The organism is Burkholderia sp. MSMB1078WGS (assembly GCF_001528895.1).
In the GTDB taxonomy this organism is placed as follows: domain Bacteria; phylum Pseudomonadota; class Gammaproteobacteria; order Burkholderiales; family Burkholderiaceae; genus Burkholderia.
Genome location: NZ_LPDI01000032.1, coordinates 59,381 through 77,425, shown reverse-complemented (window position 1 = coordinate 77,425; position 18,045 = coordinate 59,381). Strand labels below are relative to the sequence as shown.

General features: G+C 69.4%; 19 protein-coding genes. 6 read left to right on the top strand and 13 right to left on the bottom strand.

All coding sequences use genetic code 11. The annotated features are described in order from the left end of the window. Positions 1–2: 2 nt before the first annotated feature. From fliJ to fliF, 5 genes are read right to left on the bottom strand one after another with little or no spacing between them, the layout of a single operon-like run. A complete protein-coding gene (gene fliJ / locus WT24_RS07510; RefSeq protein WP_059500600.1) occupies positions 3–461 on the bottom strand; it encodes a flagellar export protein FliJ in 459 nt (152 codons plus the stop codon). Positions 462–466: 5 nt separating this feature from the next. Next, entirely contained in the window at positions 467–1,966 is a 1,500-nt protein-coding gene (gene fliI, locus WT24_RS07505) for a flagellar protein export ATPase FliI (protein ID WP_373557118.1), read from the bottom strand. A 32-nt stretch (positions 1,967–1,998) separates the two neighbouring features. Beyond that, a complete protein-coding gene (fliH, locus tag WT24_RS07500) occupies positions 1,999–2,682 on the bottom strand; it encodes a flagellar assembly protein FliH (RefSeq protein ID WP_059500602.1) in 684 nt (227 codons plus the stop codon). Next, entirely contained in the window at positions 2,675–3,670 is a 996-nt protein-coding gene (gene fliG, locus WT24_RS07495) for a flagellar motor switch protein FliG (RefSeq protein WP_034208648.1), read from the bottom strand. Before fliG ends, fliH begins: the two co-directional genes overlap by 8 nt. Continuing rightward, positions 3,660–5,423, bottom strand: coding sequence for a flagellar basal-body MS-ring/collar protein FliF (gene fliF, locus WT24_RS07490; protein ID WP_060032295.1), 1,764 nt, complete (start codon positions 5,421–5,423; stop codon positions 3,660–3,662). Before fliF ends, fliG begins: the two co-directional genes overlap by 11 nt. A gap of 248 nt (positions 5,424–5,671) precedes the next feature. On the opposite strand from fliF, the gene fliE reads away from it, so the two are divergent. From fliE to WT24_RS07460, 6 genes are all read left to right on the top strand, one after another. Then, positions 5,672–6,016, top strand: a complete 345-nt coding sequence (gene fliE, locus WT24_RS07485) for a flagellar hook-basal body complex protein FliE (RefSeq protein WP_034208646.1) — start codon at positions 5,672–5,674, stop codon at positions 6,014–6,016. 221 nt (positions 6,017–6,237) lie between these two features. Continuing rightward, positions 6,238–6,672, top strand: coding sequence for a flagellar export chaperone FliS (gene fliS, locus WT24_RS07480; protein WP_059500604.1), 435 nt, complete (start codon positions 6,238–6,240; stop codon positions 6,670–6,672). Then, on the top strand, positions 6,669–7,001 hold the full coding sequence (locus WT24_RS07475) for a flagellar protein FliT (RefSeq protein WP_059791037.1): 333 nt from the start codon (positions 6,669–6,671) through the stop codon (positions 6,999–7,001). The genes fliS and WT24_RS07475 overlap by 4 nt, the downstream gene beginning before the upstream one ends. 152 nt (positions 7,002–7,153) lie before the next feature. Next, complete coding sequence (locus tag WT24_RS07470) at positions 7,154–8,503, top strand: flagellar hook-length control protein FliK (RefSeq protein ID WP_060032291.1); 1,350 nt, start codon at positions 7,154–7,156, stop codon at positions 8,501–8,503. Then, positions 8,500–8,817 carry an EscU/YscU/HrcU family type III secretion system export apparatus switch protein gene (locus tag WT24_RS07465; RefSeq protein ID WP_059791033.1) on the top strand — a complete coding sequence of 106 codons (318 nt, stop codon included), beginning with the start codon at positions 8,500–8,502 and terminating at the stop codon, positions 8,815–8,817. The genes WT24_RS07470 and WT24_RS07465 overlap by 4 nt, the downstream gene beginning before the upstream one ends. Positions 8,818–9,085: 268 nt before the next feature. After that, complete coding sequence (locus WT24_RS07460) at positions 9,086–9,820, top strand: PepSY-associated TM helix domain-containing protein (protein ID WP_059791030.1); 735 nt, start codon at positions 9,086–9,088, stop codon at positions 9,818–9,820. A gap of 61 nt (positions 9,821–9,881) precedes the next feature. Here WT24_RS07460 and WT24_RS07455 read toward each other — a convergent pair whose 3' ends face one another. The 8 genes from WT24_RS07455 to WT24_RS07420 all read right to left on the bottom strand — a co-directional run bounded on the left by WT24_RS07455 (position 9,882) and on the right by WT24_RS07420 (position 17,934). Then, a complete protein-coding gene (locus tag WT24_RS07455; RefSeq protein ID WP_034208640.1) occupies positions 9,882–10,907 on the bottom strand; it encodes an XdhC family protein in 1,026 nt (341 codons plus the stop codon). A 257-nt stretch (positions 10,908–11,164) separates the two neighbouring features. Continuing rightward, the gene (locus tag WT24_RS07450; RefSeq protein WP_059500609.1) at positions 11,165–12,571 is read right to left on the bottom strand and encodes an amino acid permease; all 1,407 of its coding nucleotides are present in this window, start codon (positions 12,569–12,571) and stop codon (positions 11,165–11,167) included. A 218-nt stretch (positions 12,572–12,789) separates the two neighbouring features. After that, complete coding sequence (rqpR, locus tag WT24_RS07445; protein ID WP_059500610.1) at positions 12,790–13,446, bottom strand: response regulator transcription factor RqpR; 657 nt, start codon at positions 13,444–13,446, stop codon at positions 12,790–12,792. 7 nt (positions 13,447–13,453) lie between these two features. Continuing rightward, the gene (gene rqpS, locus WT24_RS07440; protein ID WP_060032289.1) at positions 13,454–14,269 is read right to left on the bottom strand and encodes a quorum system sensor histidine kinase RqpS; all 816 of its coding nucleotides are present in this window, start codon (positions 14,267–14,269) and stop codon (positions 13,454–13,456) included. A gap of 414 nt (positions 14,270–14,683) precedes the next feature. Further along, positions 14,684–15,454 carry a ferredoxin--NADP reductase gene (locus WT24_RS07435; RefSeq protein ID WP_059500612.1) on the bottom strand — a complete coding sequence of 257 codons (771 nt, stop codon included), beginning with the start codon at positions 15,452–15,454 and terminating at the stop codon, positions 14,684–14,686. Between the two features lie 307 nt (positions 15,455–15,761). Continuing rightward, on the bottom strand, positions 15,762–16,577 hold the full coding sequence (locus WT24_RS07430; RefSeq protein ID WP_034208635.1) for an endonuclease/exonuclease/phosphatase family protein: 816 nt from the start codon (positions 16,575–16,577) through the stop codon (positions 15,762–15,764). Between the two features lie 5 nt (positions 16,578–16,582). After that, on the bottom strand, positions 16,583–17,068 hold the full coding sequence (locus WT24_RS07425) for a hypothetical protein (RefSeq protein WP_059791028.1): 486 nt from the start codon (positions 17,066–17,068) through the stop codon (positions 16,583–16,585). 146 nt (positions 17,069–17,214) lie between these two features. Continuing rightward, a complete protein-coding gene (locus WT24_RS07420; RefSeq protein ID WP_059500614.1) occupies positions 17,215–17,934 on the bottom strand; it encodes a nitroreductase in 720 nt (239 codons plus the stop codon). Positions 17,935–18,045 lie beyond the last annotated feature (111 nt).

The following is an 18,045-nucleotide window of genomic DNA, read 5'->3' as shown; positions in this document are numbered from 1 at the left end:
GGTTACGACGAACGGGCCGCGTCGGCCCGCATGCGCAGGATCTTCGCGGCGTGTTCGTCGGCGTCGCGCTGTTCGCGCCGGGCGTCGCGCTGCGCTGCCTGCGCGATGCCGCGCGCCTGCAGGATTTCATACGAGCCGACGGTACGTTTCTTCTGCTGCCAGTTCGGGCGCGCCTCGTCGATGCGGACTTCGGCCGCGGCGAGCACGGTGCGTTGCTGCGCGATCGCCGCATCGAGCGTGTCGATGAACGCCTGGAAATTGCGCCAGTTGCCGGCCGGCATCCCGCTCTGCGCCGATTGCGCGAAGCGCGCGTGATATTCGTCGCGATAGCGCAGCAGCGCGTCGAGCTGTTCGGCCGCCGCGGTGCGATCGCGCTGCGCGGTGCCGAGCTGCTTCGCGGCCGAATCGAGGTCTTCCTGCGCGCGCTCGAGCAGCAACTGAAGGGGAAAGCCGTGGGCCATCGGGATCAGCCTCCGTAAGCGTCGAACAGCGCATCGAGCGCGCTGAGGCTCGATGCGAACGGCGCGCATTCGCGAAAGCCCTGCTGCAGGAATGCCTCGATGCGCGGGTAGAGCGCGATCGCGCGGTCGAGTTGCGCGTCGCGGCCGGGTGCGTAGGCGCCGACGGCGATCAGGTCGCGATTGCGCTGGTAGCGCGACAGCATCTGCTTGAACTGCCGCACGTGGTCGAGATGCGTTTCGTCGATCAGTGCGGTCATCGCGCGGCTGATCGACGCCTCGATATCGATCGCGGGATAGTGGCCGGCCTCGGCGAGCGCACGCGACAGCACGATGTGGCCGTCGAGGATCGCGCGCGCCGAATCCGCGATCGGGTCCTGCTGGTCGTCGCCTTCGGTCAGCACCGTGTAGAACGCGGTGATCGAGCCGCCGCCTTCGGGCCCGTTGCCGGTGCGCTCGACGAGCGCGGGCAGCTTCGCGAACACCGACGGCGGATAGCCTTTCGTCGCGGGCGGCTCGCCGATCGCCAGCGCGATCTCGCGCTGCGCCATCGCGTAGCGCGTGAGCGAATCCATCAGCAGCAGCACGTGCTTGCCCTGATCGCGGAAATACTCGGCGAGCGACGTCGCGTACGCGGCGCCCTGCATTCGCAGAAGCGGCGACACGTCGGCCGGGGCCGCGACGACGACCGAGCGCGCGAGCCCGTCCTCGCCGAGGATCTGTTCGATGAATTCCTTTACTTCGCGGCCGCGTTCGCCGATCAGGCCGATCACGATCACTTCCGCGCTCGTGTAGCGCGCCATCGTGCCGAGCAGCACCGACTTGCCGACGCCGGAGCCCGCGAACAGGCCCATCCGCTGGCCGCGGCCGACGGTGAGCAGCGCGTTGATCGCGCGCACGCCGACGTCGAGCACGTGATGGATCGGCTCGCGATCGAGCGGGTTGATCGACGGCGCCGACAGCGGCGCGTCGACCTTCGACGCGAGCGGGCCGAGGCCGTCGAGCGGGCGGCCCGACGCGTCGACGACGCGCCCGAGCATCTCCCAGCCGACCGGCAGCCGCTTCGCACCCGCGAGGGGATCGGTGACGGGCGCGCTTTCGCGCGGCCACACGCGTGCGCCGGGCAGGACGCCGGCGACGTCGGTGGTCGGCATCAGGAACAGGCGGTCGCCGGCGAAACCGACGACTTCGGCTTCCGCGTGCGACAGCGTGCTGCCGGGCGGCAGTTCGATCGTGCATTCGGCGCCGACCGACAGGCGCAGCCCGATCGCCTCGAGCACGAGGCCGGCCGCGCGCGTGAGGCGTCCGCATGGCCGCAGCGGCAACGCGTGGTGGCTGCGCGCGGCGAGCCCGTTCAGGTGCGTGCGCCAGTGTGCGAGATGCGGATTGTGCGGCGCGCGCGGGGCGGCGGCCGAGGCCGCTGGATGCGGCGCGGTGTCGTGGGCGGGATCGTGCGCGGCCGCCGGCCCGAACGACGCGAGCGCGAGCTCGCGTTCGAGCGGCGTCATGCCGTCGTGCGCGAGCGCGTCGGGCAAGCGCGTCACCACGTGCTCACCTTGCCGATCGCGGCGGCGACGCGCTGCCAGCGGGTGGGCAGCGTTGCGTCGACCTCGCCGGTCGCGGCGTGCGCGCGGCAGCCGCCGCGCTCGATCGACGCGTCGGTGCGCACGTTCCAGCCGAGCGTGTCGAGCTCGTCCTGCAGATACGCTTCGACGACGGGCAGGTCGGCCGGATTCACCGCGAGATGCGGCGCGCCGGACAGCGCGGGCTCGGCCGCGAGCACGTCGCGCACGGCGGCGACCAGCGCGGCCGGGTCGTGCTTCACGTGCTGGCGCACGACCTGCTGCGCGATGTCGAGCGCGAGTTGCGCGAGCTCGGACGCGAGATCGTGTTCGACCGCCGATACGGCTTCGCGGAACGACGCGGCGAGCGCCGCGAGCTGCGCGGCCTGTTCGCGGGCATCGGCCTGGCCGGCCTCGAAGCCCTGTTCGCGGCCCTGCTCGAAACCGGCCTGGTAGCCGAGCGCCTGGCCTTCGACGTGGCCGGCCGCATGGCCTTCGGCGTGCGCGGCGTCGCGCACGCGCTGCAGTTCCTCGGCGAGCGCGGCGGCGGCCGCCGCCGCATCGTCGGGCGGCGGCGGGGGCGGCGGCGGGTCGAACGACGCCATCTCCCACCGCTGGTACGCGGTGAGGGTGCCCACGCGATCGCTCGCCGAATCAGACATACGCGTCTTCCGCCTTGCCGCCGATCGCGATCTGGCCGCTCTCGGCGAGGTTGCGCACGATCTGCAGGATGCGGCGCTGCTGCGTCTCGACTTCGGACACGCGCACCGGGCCGCGCGCGTCGAGATCCTCGGCGAGAAGCTCGGCCGCGCGCTGCGACATGTTCGCCAGGAACTTCTGGCGCAGCGCCGGCGGCGCACCCTTGAGCGCGACGATCAGCGTTTCCGACTCGACTTCCTTCAGCACCATCTGGATCGCGCGGTCCTCGAGGTCGAGCAGGTTCTCGAACACGAACATCTGGTCGATGATCTTCTGCGCGAGATCGGCGTCGTACTGGCGCACGCTTTCGAGCACGCCTTCCTCGTGCACGCTCGTCATGAAGTTCAGGATCTCGGCCGCCGTGCGGATGCCGCCCATCGGGCTGCGCTTCAGGTTGTCGCTGCCGGACAGCAGGCCCGTGAGCACGTCGTCGAGCTCGCGCAGCGCGGCCGGCTGGATGCCGTCGAGCGTCGCGATCCGCAGCAGCACGTCGTTACGCAGCCGTTCGGTGAAGCACGACGCGATTTCCGAGGCCTGGTCGCGGTCGAGGTGCACGAGGATCGTCGCGATGATCTGCGGGTGCTCGTTCTTGATCAGTTCGGCCACCGCGCCCGAATCCATCCATTTGAGGCCTTCGATGCCGCTCGTGTCGCTGCCCTGCAGGATGCGGTCGATCAGCACGCCGGCCTTGTCCTCGCCGAGCGCCTTCGTCAGCACCGAGCGGATGTACTCGCTCGAATCGAGCGACAGCGCGGTGTGCTGCTCGGCTTCCTTCACGAACTCCTGCAGCACGTCCTCGACCTGCTCGCGCGTGACGTTCTTCAGCGCGGCCATCGCGGCGCCGATCTTCTGGACCTCGCGCGGCGCGAGGAACTTGAATACCTGCGCGGCCTCTTCCTCGCCGATCGACATCAGCAGCAGCGCGCTCTTGGTCAAGCCTTCAGCGTTCATCGGACACCCAGTTCTTCACGACGGTGGCGACGATCTTCGGATCCTGGCGGGCGATCGTGCGCGCGTAGTCGAGGTTGCGTTCGTAGCGGTTCTTCTCGTTTTCGAAACCGAGCAGCAGCGGATCGGCTTCCTCCGCCGCCTTTTCCGGCGCGGGCAGGCCGTCGAGCGCGACCGCTTCGTCCGGCGCCGCGAGCACCGGCGCGGGGGGCTCGGGCGGCGGGAACGCGCGGCGCATCGCCGGGCGCACGAACATGAAGTAGAGCGCCGCCGCGGCCGCCGCGATGCCGAGCCACTTCGCGGCTTCCTTCGCCATCGCGATCATGTCGGGCTGGCGCCACCACGGCAGGTCGGCGTACGGGTCGCTCGCGGTCGAGAACGCGCTGTTCACGACGTTTACCGAGTCGCCGCGCTTCGCGTCGTAGCCCATCGCGTCCTTCACGAGCTGTTCGACCTGCGCGAGCTTCGCGGGCGGCAGCGGCTGCATCGTCACGTGGCCCTTCGCGTCGGCGACCGGCTGGTAGTTGACGACGACCGCGACCGACAGCCGCTTCACGCTGCCCATCGGCTGTTCGGTATGGCGGATCGTCTTGTCGAGCTCGTAGTTGGTCGTCTGGTCCTTGCGGTCGCTGACGGGCGTCGTCTGCGGCGCGTTCTGGCCGTTGCCGGCGACGATCGGCGCGGAAGCCGGCTGCGGCGGCGTGTTCGACAGCGCGCCCGGCACGCCCGACGCGCCGCCCTGCGCGAGTTCGGTCGCGCTGCTGGTCTGCTGGCTGCGGATCGCGGCCTGCTGCGGCGTGCCGTTCGGGCCGTAGCTTTCCGACGTCTGCTCGATCTTCGAGAAATCGAGATCCGCGCTGACCTGCGAGCGCGCGTTGCCGGCGCCGAAGATCGGCGCGAGGATCGCGTCGATGCGCTTCTGCGTGTTGTGTTCGACCTGCTGCACGTACTTGAGCTGGCTCGCGTCGAGGCCGGAAGCGGACGCGGTCTGGGTCAGCAGGTTGCCGTCCTGATCGACGATCGTCACGTTCTTCGCCGGCATGTCGGGCACGCCGGACGACACCATCCGCGTGATCGCCTGCACCTGGCCCTCGTCGAGCACGCGGCCCGGGTACAGGTCGACGAACACCGACGCGCTCGGGGCTTCCTTGTCGCGCACGAACACCGACGGCTTCGGGATCGCGAGATGCACGCGGGCGCCGCGCACGGCGTTGATCGATTCGATGGTGCGCTGCAGCTCGCCTTCGAGCGCGCGCTGGTAGTTGATCTGCTCGGCGAACTGGCTGATGCCGAATTTCTGGTTGTCCATCAGCTCGAAGCCGACCGAGCCGCCCTTCGGCAGCCCCATCGCGGCGAGCTTCAGCCGCGTTTCGTGCACCTGGTTCGACGGCACGAGGATCGCGCCGCCGGCATCGGCGAACTTGTACGGAACGTTTGCCTGCTGGAGCGCGGCAATGATCGCGCCGCCGTCGCGGTCGGACAGGTTGCTGTACAGCACGCGGTAGTCGGGCGCCCGGCTCCACAGCACGAGCGCGGTGATCGCGGCGATCGCGAACGCGACGGCGATCACGAACGGCAGCTTCGGGTTGCCCTTCATTCGCGAGATGCCGGGAATGCGTTCGGCGAAGCCGCCCAGCCCGAAGTCCGCGCCTGCGCCGCCCGCGCCCGGCAACGCGGCGGCCGCGGCGGCGCCGGACGCCGGGCTGAGGCCCGCGCGGGCGTCTGGGTTGATCAGCGAGTTGGCCTGCGAATCCATGCGTCGAGTTTCTCCGGAGCGGGGCGACTGAGCTCGCTCGGGCGAGCGGGCGGACAATGACACGATGCGATTATCGTGACCCGCGGCGTACTCCGATCGACCGAAAAGAGCGGGGTTTCCCCCGTACTTTCTCGGCTTTGACGCGCGCCGCGCTGCTATCCTTTTTCGCGATCCGGCATGGTGCGCGTGGTGCGGCGCCGGCGGATCGCCCGGTGCGTCCGGGTCTCTTCTCTATGTCTGGGGACAGCATGACTGCGAACGTCAGCGGAATCGGTTCGGTGTTGCAACAGATGCAGTCGATGGCCGCGCAGGCGTCCGGCGGCGTCGCGAGCCCGACGGCGGCGCTGGCCGGCTCGGGCGCGGCGACGGCCGGCACGTTCGCGAGCGCGATGAAGGCGTCGCTCGACAAGATCAGCGGCGACCAGCAGCGCGCGCTCGGCGAGGCGAAGGCGTTCGAGGTCGGCGCGCCGAACATCTCGCTGAACGACGTGATGGTCGACATGCAGAAGGCCAATATCGGCTTCCAGTTCGGGCTCCAGGTCCGCAACAAGCTAGTGAGCGCTTACAACGACATCATGCAGATGTCGGTGTGAGGGGGCGGCTATCCGACGACGGGCATCCGGGGGCGGCTATCCGACGACGGGCATCCCGGGACGGTTCTGTGCTTGCTGAATGGGGCCGGCATCGCTTGCCCGGCGGCAGCTCCGGCGCACCTAAAGCTTTTCAAATCCCTTCCGATAACTCCGGTGAAGGCCGCGCCGTGCGACGCACGGCGGCGGCTCCCGCATAGCCAAGGCAAATAAAGGAGAAGCGCATGTTTTCCCCAGGACACGCTGGAGCCAGTGCGTACGCGCGTGTCGGCGTCGAGACCGGGGTGATGGGCGCCTCCCCGCATCGACTGATCGCGATGCTGTACCAGGGGGCGCGGCAGGCGATCGCGCTGGCGCGCATGCATTTGCAGCAGGACAACGTAGCCGGGCGCGGCGAAGCGATCGGCAAGGCGATCCGGATCGTCGAGAGCGGCCTGCAGGCGTCGCTGAACCGCGACGCGGGCGGAGAGATCGCCGACCGGCTCGATGCGCTGTATGCGTATATCGGCCGGCGCCTGCTGGAAGCGAACGCGCAGGCGAGCGACGCGATGCTGGTCGAGGTCGACGGCTTGCTCGCGACGCTCGAGGAAGCATGGACGGGCATCGCCCCGGAAGTCGCGCGGATGGCCGCGCAACAGGTAGCGGAAGCATCACGATGAATCACAAGGCCGAATACTTCGCGCGTTACGAGGCGCTTGCCGCCGTGTCGAGCCGGATGCTGTGCGCCGCGCGCGGCGCCGACTGGAACGCGTTGCCGGGGTTGCAGGCCGAATTCATGCAGCTCGTGGACGGATTGAAGGAGGCCGATCCGGGCGTCGCGCTCGACGAATCGGATCTCGGCCGCAAGCTCGACCTGATCCGCCGCATCCTGGCCGACGACGCCGCGATCCGCGATCTCGCGAGCCCGGACGTCGCGCGGCTGTCCGCGCTGTTCGAGGCGCGGCGCTCGACCCAGGTATTGACCGATCTCTATCGCGCGCGCGGGTAGGGCCGTGTTCCGGGAGGCGGGCGCCCCGGCCCGGTGCCGCACGTGGCGCGCGCCGTTCCCGCGGGCGGCGCCGGCGTGCCGCGCCGGATTCGCAACGATGTGTAGCGTCCGTTTGCATATGCAAACGGACCCAAGGTGAGCAGGTTCCGATCATGACCGGTATCGACTCCGTTGCGGCCGCGCTGCTGGCGAGCCGCCTCGACAGCTTGCTGACCGGCACCGTATCGGCGCCCGCCGGCGGCGGCGCGACCTCGCAGGTCGGCACGCCGGGGGCCGGCGCGTCGTCCTCGCCGCCGGCCGGCAGCCCGCCCGCCGCGCCGCCGGCTTCCACGCAGACCGCGCTGTCCGAGGTCGGGCGCACGCTCGACGCGATTTCGCGCTCGGGCGGCGATGCGACGCCGGCGATCGTCGGTCGGCTGCCGCTGCTGGCCGATCCTGCGGTGCTGCTCACCGATACGCCCATGCCGGCGCGCGCGTCGGCTGCGTCCGGTCCCGCGGCGTCCTCCACGCCGGCTTCGGCTGAAGCGTCGTCCGCCGCGGCGGCGCGCGAAACCGCCGTGCCGCCGCCGGTCGCGGCGTTGCGCGCGGCGCTCGCGCAGGCCGTGAGCGAAAGCGGCCTCTTCTACGAATCCCATCTCGCGCAGTGGCTGGCCGGCCAGCGTCCGCTCGCGGCGCTGCTGCGCGAACCGCAGGCGCGCCTCGCGACCGCGCTCGCGCCGGCCGACCCGGAAGCCGTTCCGCACGCGTCGACCGACGTGCTCGACGAGCTGCTCGCGCAGCGCCCGTCGCTGCCGGCCGCCGCGCGGGCGAGCGCGCTCCCGCCGGCCCAGGGCGGCGCGCCTGCGCGCGATCCCGCGCAGGCCGCGCCGGCGGCCGCCCGGCAGAGCGCATCGTTGCCGCTCGACCCCGCCGATCCGCTGGCTGCACCCACCGATACGCGCTGGCCGCCCGCGCGGGCCGAGCTGGCCGCCGCATCGTCCGAGCCGCAGGCGCAGCCGCTCGCGACCGTGCATCCGGCCGCCGTGCCGCTCGTTCGGCAGCAGCTCGACGCACTCGCGACCGACCAGTTTCGCTGGACCGGCGAGGCGTGGCCGGGCGCGCGGCTCGACTGGACGATCGAACCCGACGAGCCGGGCCATCGCGCCCCGCGCGGCGGCGACGACCCGGGCGACGGCATCGCGTGGCGCACGCGCCTGACGCTGACGCTGCCGTCGCTCGGCACGGTCGATGCCGAACTGGTGCTGAACGGCGCGCAGCTCGTCGCGCGGCTGCGCGCGAACCAGACGGGCGCGGACCGTCTCACGCGCCACGAAGCCGCGCTGCGGCAGCGGCTCGAAGGATCGGGGCTCAGGGTCGGTGGGCTGTCGATCCGCGCGGTCGACGACGGGCCGGACGGCTTCGACCTGTTCGCCGCGCAGGCCGCCGCCGCCGCATACGCGCGCGGCGCGGCCGGCGGCCCCGACGCGCCGGTGCCGGGCGACGATGACGAGGCGCTGCCATGAGCATGACGTCCCGCAAGCGCGCGGCCGCGCTCGTCTACGATCCGAAAGGCGGCGATGCGGCGCCGCGCGTGGTGGCGAAGGGCTACGGCGTGCTCGCCGAGATGATCGTCGCGCGCGCGCACGAGGCCGGGCTGTACGTGCATACGGCGCCGGAGATGGTGTCGCTGCTGATGCAGGTCGATCTCGACGACCGGATTCCGCCGCAGCTTTACCAGGCGGTCGCGGACCTGCTCGCGTGGCTGTACGCGCTCGATCGCGCCGACCCCGCGCCGGACGACGCCGCGCCGCGTTTTCCGCTGCCGCCGTTGCGCTGAACGGTCAGCCGACGGGCGGGTTCTTACGAACGGCTGTCCGTGGCTTGCGGGATCGTTCTGCCGGTATTTTTCGTCTATCGTTCGTCATCGGATTGCAACGCATGCCTTCTTCCGCGTTTGCGCGTACACCGGACCTCCCGCTTCGTGCGCGTACGGATTGAGCCGGCTTGCGATTTATGTAATGATATCCATTCTCATTTTCATGCTGCCCGGGCGGCGCGTACATCTTGCGCGCCGCCCGTCGTTTTGAACGAATGGATACTTTCGCGTGAACGCGCCCGAAACGATCGACCCGCCCAAGACGGGCCTGCCGCGCGCCGGCGTCACCGTGCTGCACCCGGCGGGCCGCCCGCTGACCGACGACGAACTGGCCGCGCGCCGCCAGCGCTCGCGCCGCGCGACCTTCATCAAGTGGCTGCGCAAGGTGCACGGCTGGGTCGGGCTGTGGGGCGCGGTGCTCGGGTTGCTGTTCGGCGTGACGGGCGTGCTGCTGAATCACCGCGCGCCGCCGCTGAAGATTTCGACCGGCGAGCCGCAGGTCGAGGAAATGCAGATCGCGCTGCCGGATCCGGTGCCGAAGACGCCCGCCGCGATGACGAAATGGCTGCAGCAGGAGCTGCATTTCGACGGCAAGCCGGGCCGCATGCGCAAGGAGCCTGCGCAGGCCGTCGCGTGGGGCGACAAGCGCGTGATGCAGCCCGAGCACTGGCAATTCGGCGTGTTCGGGCCGCACCAGAACCTGCAGGGCGAGTACTGGGTCGGCAACGGCTACGTGTCCGTGAAACGTACGGGCAACACGTTCCTGACCACGCTGAACAACCTGCATCGCGGCGTCGGGATGAATCTCGGCTGGGTGCTGCTGATGGACACGATCGCAGGCTCGCTGATCCTGCTGTCGCTGACGGGCGTGCTGCTGTGGACCGAGCTGAACAAGCGCCGTACGGTCGGCGTCGTGCTGGTGGTCGGTTCGGTTGCCGCCGCGCTGGCGGCCGGCCTGAGCTGATCGACGTTCGCGCCGGCCGGCGCCGGCGCCCGGCGGGAGCGTTACCGCCCGCCGCCGCCGGTCAGAGGCCGCAGGCCGCGCCGCCGTTCGCCGCGATTTCGCGTGCGGCCTTCGCGCCTTCGACCTGCAGGATCGTCGGCAGCGACACGTTGTTCTTCGCGGCGGTGATCTCCGCGAGGATCGAGATCGCGATTTCCGGCGGCGTCCGGCTGCCGATGTAGATGCCGGCCGGCCCGTGCAGCCGGGCCAGCTCCGCTTCGCTCAGATCGAATTCGCGCAGCCGCTCGCGCCGCGCCGCGTTGTTGCGTCGCGAGCCGAGCGCGCCCACGTAGAACGCGGGCGTCTTCAGCGCTTCCATCAGCGCGAGATCGTCGAGCTTCGGGTCGTGCGTGAGCGCGATCACGGCCGAACGCGCATCGAGCTTCATGTCGAGCACCGTATCGTCGGGCATCGTGCGGACGACGCGCGTGCCCGGCACGTCCCACGCGTCCGTGTATTCCTCGCGCGGATCGCAGACCGTCACCTGGTAGTCGAGCCCGACCGCGATCTGGCACAGGTAGCGCGACAACTGTCCTGCGCCGATCACGAGCATCCGGTAGCGCGGCCCGTGGATCGTCACGAGCCGTTCGCCGTCGAAGGCGAGCCCGTCGGTCGCCTGCGCGGGCGACAGCGACGCGCGGCCGGTCGCGAGCGTCATCGTGCGCGTGACGAGGCGGCCGGCCTCGACTTCTGCGCACAGCGCGGCGATTCCGCTATCGCGCGTGAGCGGTTCGAGCACGAGCTGGATCGTGCCGCCGCAAGGCAGGCCGAAGCGGTGCGCTTCTTCGGCCGTCACGCCGTACTTGAGCGCTTCCGGGCGCGCATCGGCCGCGATGCCGCTCGCATGCACGCGGGCGATCAGGTCGTCCTCGATGCACCCGCCGGACACGGAGCCGACCACCAGGCCGTCCTCGCGCACCGCGAGCATCGCGCCTTCGGGGCGCGGCGACGAGCCCCACGTCTTCACGACCGTCACGAGCAGCACGCGACGCCCTTCTTCGAGCCAGCGCGCGCTGGATTTCAGTACATCGAGATCGACGCTTTCCATCGTTTTTTCCTGTTGCCGGACGGCCCGTCGGGCGGCGCCGTCGTTCGATGGCGGGATTATGAACCGCCCGGCGCGCGCGTGCAGGCGGCGCGCCGGCCGGGCAGGCAAATCCGGAGAATCGGGCAAGAGATTGCGACGATCGGACAGCGATCGCGCGGTGGCCGAAGGTTCGGGAGAGACGGACGTGCGGAGCCGGTGCCGGCCCCGCGTGGGGTTCTCGTGATGGCGCACCGCGGAAGGCGCGCCATCACGGATGCTCAGTGCGCGTCGGGGTGGCCGTGCGCGAGCTTCGAATGGTGCCGCGAGTACAGCGCGTAGATCGCGAGGCCGATCACGAGCCAGATGCCGAACGCGGCCCACGTGACGGGCTGCAGGTTCAGCATCAGGAACAGGCACGACGCGACCGCGAGGATCGGCACCACGGGCACGCCCGGGCAGCGGAACGCGCGCGGCAGTTCGGGGTGCGTACGGCGCAGCACGAGCACGGCGATCGACACCATCGAGAACGCCGCGAGCGTGCCGATGTTGATCAGCTCGGCGAGCACGTTGAGCGGCACCAGCGCGGCGATCAGCCCGAAGAACAGGCCGACCAGCCAGGTCGTCAGGAACGGCGTCGCGAAGCGCGGATGCACACGCGACAGCGCCGCCGGCAGCAGGCCGTCGCGCGACATCGCGAAGATGATGCGGGTCTGGCCGTAGCTCATCACGAGGATCACGGTCAGCATGCCGAGCACGGCGCCGAGGTCGATGAAGCCCGCCACCCATTTCTCGCCGGCGATCTGCAGCGCGTACGAGATCGGGTGCGAGATGCTCGCGTACTGCGCGGACGGCACAATGCCGGTCGCGACCGCGGCGACCGTCACGTACAGCACCGCGCACACCGCGAGCGATGCGATGATGCCGATCGGCAGGTCGCGCTTCGGGTTCTTCACTTCCTCGGCCGCCGACGACACCGCGTCGAAGCCGATGAACGCGAAGAACATCACGGCGGCCGCGCCGAACACGCCGTTCCAGCCGTGCGGCATGAACGGTTTCCAGTTCGCGGGCGTCACGTGGAACAGGCCGACCGCGATCACGAGCAGCACGACCGAGACCTTGATGAACACCATGATGTTGTTGATGCGGGTCGATTCGCGGATGCCGATCGACAGCAGCGTCGTGATCACGATCATCACGAGGAACGCGGGCAGGTTGAACCACGTGACGACCCCCGGCACCGCGCCGGGCGCGGCGGTGAGCACGGTCGGCAGCGTGAGCCCGAAGCCTTGCAGCAGCGACTGCAGGTAGCCCGACCAGCCGACCGACACGGCCGACGACGCGAGGCCGTACTCGAGCATCAGGTCCCAGCCGATGATCCACGCGACGAGCTCGCCGAGCGTCGCGTACGAATACGTGTAGATCGAGCCGGCGACGGGGATCGTCGACGCGAACTCCGCGTACGACAGCGCGGCGAGGCCGCACGCGATCGCGGCGATCACGAACGACAGCATCAGCGCCGGCCCGGCCTGGACGGCGCCGGTGCCGGTCAGCACGAAGATGCCGGTGCCGATGATCGCGCCGATGCCGAGGAAGGTGAGGTCGATCGCGCCGAGCGCTTTCTTGAGCCCGGCGGCTTGCGCGCCGGCGATCATGCGATCGACGTTTTTCTTGCGGAAGAGGGACATTGCGGATGAATCGCCAGCACGCGCAGGCACGGCGCGCCAACTAAGTGAAAACCCATGATTTTAGCCGATTTGGCGTACAAGCCCCGCTGCGGCGCAGCGGGGCGCCGCGAAATCGTCCGATAAAACAAGCGTTTGTGCGCGAAACGGGTGCGGTCGAGCGCGGCGCGGCATGCGCCGCGTCGCCGGATCGGACGAATTCGAGTGGGCCGGGGATCGGATCAGGCGCCGGCCGCGGGCGCCATGTCGACGAGCCGGTTGCTCATCACGTAGAACGTGAGTTCCGCGTTGTTCGACAGCCGCATCTTCTCGAGCAGCCGCGACCGGTACACGCTCACCGTCTTCACCGACAGCGACAGCGTGTTCGCGATATCGGTGAGCCGCTTGCCCGACGCGAGCATGCAGAGCGTCTGGTATTCGCGATCGGACAGCTTCTCGTGCGGCAGCGGCTCGTTCTCGAACGACACGTATTCGGCGAGCGCCTCGGCCATCGCGGGGCTCACGTACTTGCGGCCGGCCGCGACCTGCTGGATCGCGCCGATCATCTGCGCGGCGTTGACCGTCTTCGACAGGTAGCCGGCTGCGCCGGCCTTCAGCGCGCGCACCGCGTACTGGTCCTCGCGGTACATCGAGAACATCAGCACCGGCGTGCGCGTCAGCTTGCGCTTGAGGCGCTTGAGCACCTCGATGCCGTTCGTGTCGGGCAGCGAGATGTCGAGCAGGATCACGTCGAATTCCTGTTTGTCGACGGCGGCCATCGCGTCGCCGCCGCTCTCGGCCTCGGTCACGTCGCGCGCGACGCCGCGATCGATCAGCAACTGGCGGATCCCTTGCCGGACGATCGCGTGATCGTCCACGAGCAGGATGTTCAGGCTCATCGCGACCTCACGAAAGCGACGTGCGGCGTGCTGCGCCGGACACCGCGAGCAGCGAAGCCCACGCGAAGCGCGCGGTGACGCGCGTGCCGCGCCCGGTTGCTGGCGTGGCCGTCTCGAAGCTACCGCCGAACGCCTCGCAGCGGGCGCGCATGCCGGCCAGGCCGTAGCCGTTGCGGCGGCACCGGGCGAAACCGGTCCCATCGTCGGCGACACTCAGCGACAGATGCGTGCCGTCGGTGACGATCCGGACGTCGACCGCCGTCGCGCGCGCGTGTTTCGCGACGTTCGACAGCGCCTCCTGCGCGACGCGGAACACCGCGAGCGCGCCTGCGCCGGCGAGCTGCGTCAGGCGTGCGTCGGCCGCGCACACGAAGCTCGTGCGCAGGCCGGTGCGCGCCGCATGCGTGTCGATCCACGACGCCAGCGCGCCGACCATGCCGGCGTCGAGCGCCGGCGCGGCGCGTTCGTCGATGAGCCGGCGATTCGCGTCGGTCGCGGCGTCGAGCGCCTGCTGCGCCAGCGTCAGTGCGCGCAGGCAGGCTTCCGGCGCATCGGCCGGCAGCCATGTTTGAACGTTTGCCAGCGCGAAGCGGGCGGCGGTCAATTCGGCGCCGAGCCCGTCGTGCAGCTCGCCGGCCAAATGGCGGCGGGCCGCTTCGTCGGCGGCGAGAAGCTGGGCGGAAAGTGCCGCGATCCGTGCGTCGGACGCGTCGCGTCCCGACGCTTCGTCGGCCATGGGCGGCGTAGCAGCGTAGCCGGGCATGCGCTGCCGCGACGGGAACGGGGCGTGGGCGCCCAAGGGCGCGTTAAGCGACGTATCCATGACTCTCCCTGCTGTCAGAAAGCGGTTCAGACACCGGCTGGCTGCGTGGGCTGGCTGCCGTTTCGACGACGGTCGCCGCCACGGAGTCGCTCCATGCCGAGGTAACAAAAGTTACATCTTGTAACACTTGCATCCGACCCTTCCACGCTCATCCGAACGGCAACCACGCGCGCCGAATAATATCTCAAAATTTCCGAAAAGGTCATGTCAGGCGGTCATTTAAGGGTAAATGTGAATAATCGGAATGAAGGTGTTGTAGGAAAAACACTGACACCCGACCACCCCACGATGACGTATCAAAATGTAACTATTTGAGATGGAATGGTCCCAGTTTGTTACGAATTCGCCAAGTAGGGACGAAAAAAAACCGGAGCTTCGCTCCGGTTCTTGATGACGCGCAAATTGGGGGATCGATCAGTCCACGAACGCGCGCTCAATCACGTAGTGGCCCGGCGCGCTGTTCTTGCCTTCGACGAGGCCGGCCTGCTTCAGCAGGTCGGTCGTGTCCTTCAGCATCGCGGTGCTGCCGCACAGCATCACGCGGTCGTTTTCCGGCGAGAACGCCGGCACGCCGAGATCCGTGAACAGCTTGCCCGTTGCGATCAGGTCGGTGATCCGGCCTTCGTTGTCGAACGCTTCGCGCGTGACCGTCGGATAGTAGACGAGCTTTTCCTTGATGATGTCGCCCAGGTACTCGTGGCCGGGCAGGTCGTGCTTGATGTAGTCCATGTACGCGAGCTCGCCCTTCAGGCGGCACGTGTGGGTCAGGATCACCTTGTCGAAGCGGTCGTAGATGTCCGGATCGCGGATGATCGACATGAACGGCGCGAGGCCCGTGCCCGTCGACAGCATCCACAGCGTCTTGCCCGGCAGCAGGTTGTCGGCCACCAGCGTGCCCGTCGGCTTCTTGCCGATCAGCACCTTGTCGCCCACCTTCAGGTGTTGCAGGCGCGACGTCAGCGGGCCGTTCTGCACCTTGATGCTGAAGAATTCGAGATGCTCTTCGTAGTTCGGGCTGACGATCGAGTAGGCGCGCGCGAGCGGCTTGCCGTCGACTTCGAGGCCGACCATCGTGAATTCGCCGTTGTTGAAGCGCAGGCTCGCCTCACGGGTGCAGGTGAAGCTGAAAAGCGTGTCGGTCCAGTGATGGACGGATTGGACGGTGGCGGTGTCGTATTTGCTCATGGCTTTGAAAACGGACGCGCGTGGCGAACGCGTGTAACGGGCCCAAAAACGGGCAAAAAACCGAGTGCGACGGCCCGATCGCGGATCGGCCGGCCGGCGCGTCGGACACGCGCCTTCTCGATGACAGACGTTTGAGGAACTCGTTATTTTACCCTGTTGACGCGGATCGCGGGCTTGACCCCCGCGGCCGCGCGGATTTGGCGCAACATATCCTTTCAACGACCTTTCGTCGGTCGGCCGCCCGTTTCGCGCCGAGGCCGGCGCATTCCGGCGGCGCCGTGACCGGCGGCGCGCCCGACCGGGCAACTTACTGCGGATCGAGGCGCAGGCGCGCGATGTACGGCAGATGGTCCGACAGCCATGCGGCCTCGCCGGACGGCGCGCGCCATTCGAGCGGCGTCAGGCCGCGCACGAACATCTTGTCGAGCGCGAGCGCCGGCGAGAACGCCGGGAACGTGCGGCCCGATTCGCCGAGCAGCGTCGCGACCTCGGACAGCCCGATCTCGCCGAACAGCGCGACCGAATCGTTGCGCCAGTCGTTGAAGTCGCCGGCGAGCATCAGCGGGCCGTCGCCCGCGTTGCGCACGATCCAGTGCGCGATCCAGTGCATCTGGCGCAGCCGCGCGGCGCGCGTGAGCGCGAGATGCGCGCACAGCAGCGTGACCGGGCGTGCGCCCGCGAGCGTCGCGCGCGCGACCAGCAGCCCGCGCCGCTCGAAGCGGTGCGCGGAGATGTCCCAGCGGCCGCCGAGGTCGAGCGGATGCGGCGACAGGATCGCGTTGCCGTGCCGCCACGACGGCTTGAACACGTTGGGCCCGAGCGCGATCTGCCAGTCGAGCGCCTGCGCGATCTCGGTGGCCTGGCAATGCCACACGTCGTCGACCGCGTCGTCCATCGGCGCGCCGAAGCCCGGGGCGAGCATCGGGCGCGGCATGCGGCGCGCCATCGCTTCCTGCAGGAAATACACGTCGGCGTGCGTCGACTGCATCCAGTCGCGCATCGCGTTCCACGCGGTGAAGCCGAGCGGCGAGCGGCCCTTGTGCAGGTTCCAGCTGACGGCGGTGATTTCGTCGGGCGCGGCGTGCGGTTCGGCGAACGGCAGCGAGAGGGCGTCGGCGGACATGACGCTCAGTCCTTCGCGACGTGCGCGCGCACGCGGTAGACGAGATGCGGATGCTGCTCGACGAGCGTCCAGTCGGTCCAGGCGTCGCCGCCGACCGACAGGCCGGGGTGGCTCGCGACGATTTGCCGCGGCGACGCGGGCAAGCACGGATCGCCGCGCGCGTTTTCGTCGTCGAGCGTTTCCTGCACGTCGAGCCCGAGCGACACGGTGTTCGCGCTGGCATCGACGGCGAGCGGGGCGACCGACACCGAGCGCGAGCGCTCGGTCGGCACGACGCGCGCGGCATTGCCGCAGCCCACCGGCACGGCGGCCGGATAGCGATGGGTATCGGTGCGGGACTGGCCCACGGTGGTGTTTTGCTGGAACGTGTCGATCGTCTGACCGTCGCGCACCACCTGGATTTCCCATGCGACGACGGCGGGCGCGGGGCTCTGCGCATGGGCGGCGAGCACGACGCTCGCAAGCAGGACGGCCAGGCCGTGTTTCAGCATGAAACGTCTCCGGAAACGCGGGATAGCGGGGAACGGACGCACATCTTACGCCCGATCGATTTCGGTCGCGATGTGACGGGACGTGCCGCGGCAGGTTCGCAGCACGATGCGATCCTGCTCGACAGGTAAGGCCGCGTCATGCGTTTTCAAGCGAAAAAGCGCGTGAATTCGGCGACGCTCGCGCGCTCGGTGACGAGACGGTTCTCGATCGCGTCGGGGTCCGCATGGCCGAGCGCCATCCCGCAGACGAACTGTTCGTTCGGCGGAATGCCGAGGTGGTCGGCGACGATCCGGTGAAACGGCACGAACGCGGCCTGCGGGCAGGTATCGAGGCCGCGGGCGCGGGCGGCCGTCATCACGCCTTGCAGGAACATCCCGCAATCGAGCCACGCGCCGCGTGTCATGACCCGGTCCAGCGTGAAGAACAGCGCGACCGGCGCATCGAAGAAACGGAAATTGCGCGCGTGCTGCGCGTGCATGCGCGCCTTCTCGTCGCGGCGAATGTTCAACAGGCCGTACAGATCCCAGCCGACCTTGCGGCGCCGGTCGATATACGGCGACACCCATTCGCGCGGGTAGTAGTCGTATTCGGCAACGTATTTCTCGTCGCGCGCCGGATCGTCGTAGGCCGCGGTGAGCGCGGCGGCGAGCGCGTCGCGCGTGGCGCCCGTCGCGACGTACACGCGCCATGGCTGGATGTTGGTGCCCGACGGCGCGCGGCTCGCGGCTTCGAGGATCGCCTCGATCGTCTCGCGCGGCACGGGCGTCGGCAGGAACGCCCGGACCGAACGACGCGACTTGAGCGCGGCGTCGACGGAACGGATCGCGTCGGCGTCGACGCGCGGAGAAGCAGCGGGGATGGACATCGGCAACCCTTCGGGCGAGGCGTCGGGCGAGGTGCGCAGCAGCGTGTGCGCGGCGCGCGGGCGCCGTCGGCGAGCCCGGCGCGAGCCTCGTGAACTTTCGATCATACGCCG